The organism is Oleiphilus sp. HI0132 (assembly GCF_001635845.1).
In genome coordinates, this window is sequence record NZ_LWGJ01000330.1 from 1 (window position 1) to 753 (window position 753).

3 protein-coding genes are annotated in these 753 nt (G+C 39.4%); all 3 read right to left on the reverse strand.

Annotated features, from left to right (window positions below; all coding sequences use genetic code 11):
• Window positions 1-172 (reverse strand): 3'-5' exonuclease (locus A3766_RS32575; protein WP_197479299.1); only part of this gene is annotated, 172 nt, incomplete at its 3' end.
• Window positions 173-187: 15 nt separating this feature from the next.
• Window positions 188-595, reverse strand: coding sequence for a hypothetical protein (locus A3766_RS03955; RefSeq protein ID WP_156508945.1), 408 nt, complete (start codon window positions 593-595; stop codon window positions 188-190).
• The coding region (locus A3766_RS31835) for a hypothetical protein (protein ID WP_231882829.1) at window positions 570-753 on the reverse strand (184 nt) is incomplete at its 5' end. The genes A3766_RS03955 and A3766_RS31835, both read right to left, overlap by 26 nt.

A 753-nucleotide genomic window follows, 5' to 3' on the forward strand; every position in this document is an offset into this window, starting at 1 on the left:
CCTTATATGCAGGAAAAGGAATTGAACGACCTGGATTAACTAAAATTGAAAAGGTATCAATAATTTCGCCAAGGCTATTAAATTTGACTGCCCCAAACTCACATATACGATGATCTCTCGGGTCTAAACCAGTTGTTTCAATATCAATAGCTAGTAACTCGATTTCTTCCATATACCCGTTTTTCCGTTAGTTTTCACACCGGATCTTTCTCTTATCAATGAGAACATCCTGAGTAACTTTTATAGGTTTACTTTTGCTAAGGTAAATACCACCACAAACCAAACCTATCGCCCCTAGAAAAACAAAAAACCAATTCCCTGTTGTCGAGTTAATGAGCAGAGCGATAGCTCCTAACGCCCAAAGCAACCAGAAGCCAATTAACAACAAATTCCATTGCTCAATTTTTCCAGGTATTAAGTATTCAGGAGCGACAGGGTGAGCTATCTTCGAACCGCAATGAGTACAGAATTTTGCTTCCTTAGCTTGAATTGGACTCTCACAGTCAGAACAACTATAAACACCCATAATCTCTCCCTGTTTTTCCTTTTCCGTTTTTCCGTTTTTCCGTTTAACTATTCTTGTTTTGATTAACAATTGGATACGGGCCTTCATCTATCGTGAAGATACCTCGAATTGGTGCGGGATCATCGGCGTAGAGATCAACTTCAGTGTCAACACAACCATCGATAATGACTCTCCATACCGCTAATGATAGAAAGGGAGCCCTTAGTCTAGCTAATTCGAGATGTTTA